The organism is Sphingomonas sp. (assembly GCF_031361285.1).
In the GTDB taxonomy this organism is placed as follows: domain Bacteria; phylum Pseudomonadota; class Alphaproteobacteria; order Sphingomonadales; family Sphingomonadaceae; genus Sphingomicrobium.
In genome coordinates this window covers 1-1,906 of record NZ_JANMCO010000055.1, presented here as the reverse complement: position 1 = coordinate 1,906, position 1,906 = coordinate 1, and the positions used below count along the sequence as shown (strand labels likewise).

The following is a 1,906-nucleotide window of genomic DNA, read 5'->3' as shown; positions in this document are numbered from 1 at the left end:
CTCGTTTACGACTTCGGTGGCGCCGAGCTGACCTCGATCACCGCCTACCGTTCAAACCTGTGGGTTCGCGGAACCGACGCTGACTACAATAATCTTGACATCCTGCATCGCGCGCCGGACGGCGGCTCGTCCACTCGCTATCGCACCTTCACTCAGGAAGCCCGCCTTCAGGGCACAACCCTGGGCGACCGGCTGGACTGGCTGGTCGGCGGATATTTCGCCAACGAGAAGCTGCGGGTCCGCGACAATCTTGAATATGGCCAGGATTACGAGCGCTTCCAGAATTGCCTGTTGGCCGCGAACTCGTTCCCCACGGCGCTGGCCCCAAGCCCCAACCCCAATAGCACCTGCCTGAACGGTGCGGTCCTTCAGACTACCGCGGCACAGATAAACGGCGCTATCGCGACGTACAACGCGATTGCCGCAATCCCGCCGGCGCTGCGCACCCCGTTGCAGGCGGCGACGTTTGCCGCGATCGCCGCTCAGTTGCCGACGCTACTTCAGAACCAGCCGATCCTAAATGGGCTGACGGCCAATCCGCTACGCCCCGGCTATGGTTCGCTGATTACCTATCTCGGCTTGACCGGCGCGAGTCTGAACGGGGCGGGGCTGAATGATGAATACCATCACAAGAGCACCAACTATGCCTTGTTCACGCACAATATCTTCAGCATCACCGATCGCCTGAAGTTCACCGTCGGCGCCCGCTGGACCCACGAGCGCAAAGAAGTTGAAGCCACTTTCCAGGACGACAATGCGCTGTGCCGGGCCCTGACGCTGAGCAACCTTTCCGCCGCTAACGCCCCGCTCGCCACGCTGCAGCGGGCGCTGTGCTTCAACCCCTCCGTCCCCAACGGCAACTTCACGCCCGCACCGGCGACGAAATCGGAAAGCAAGCTCTCCGGAACGGTGGTTTTAAGCTGGAAGCCGACCGATCAACTGCTCACTTATGCCAGCTTCTCGCGCGGCTATAAGGCCGGCGGGTTCAACCTCGATCGTGCCGGCCTTGCGCGCCAGTCGGTGTCGGGCTCGGCCAATGGTCCCGTTCTCACCACCGCCACCCTCGACAATTTGACCTTCGAGCCGGAGACCAATGACGCCTTCGAACTGGGCGCCAAGTACAACGGCCGCGGGGTCGACATCAATGTCGCGGCATTCAATCAGTTGTTCGACAATTTCCAGCTCAACACGTTCGACGGCACGCGTTTCATCGTCGAGAACATCAACAGCTGTAAGGAAGATCTGGCGGGGGCCGATACCGACAACAGCCCGGTCACCGGCGCGTGCACCGGCAAAACGCGTCGCGGCGTGCGCAGCCGCGGCGTAGAAATCGAAGTGTTCACTCGGCCCGCGACCGATCTCTCGATTAATTTCGGCGCCACGGTGGTCGGTACCAAGTATCGCCCGAACCTCGTCGGCAGCGGTGGGCGCGCACTGACCAACGCTCTGTTCCAATTGCCCGACCGGCGCTTGTCGAACAGCTCTGCAATCGTCGGCACCGCCTCGTTCAGCTTCAATCCTGTGATCACTTCGAGCGGCATGCGCGCCTTGTTCTACATCGATGCGCGCGCCCAATCGAAGTTCAACACCGGCTCGGATCTCGACCTGGAAAAAGTGCAGAAAGCATATATGGTTCTCAACGGGCGCATCGGCATCCAGGGCCCCGACCGCGCGTGGGCGCTGGAGCTTTGGGTGCAGAATATGTTCAACGAGAATTATCTGCAGGTTGCATTCGACGCTTTCGCCCAGGGATCGGGCACCCAGCGCGGCGTCGAAATCGAGGTGTTCACTCGGCCCGCAACCGATCTCTCGATTAATTTCGGCGCCACGGTGGTCGGCACCAAGTCTCGCCCGAACCTCGTCGGCAGCGCTGGGCGCGCACTGACCAACGCGCTGTTCCAATTGC

Annotated in this window: 1 protein-coding gene; it reads left to right on the top strand. The window is 61.4% G+C overall.

Annotation, left to right across the window (positions count from 1 at the left end; all coding sequences use genetic code 11):
* Positions 1-1,906 (top strand): TonB-dependent receptor (locus tag RMO25_RS05905; RefSeq protein WP_309661678.1); only part of this gene is annotated, 1,906 nt, incomplete at both ends.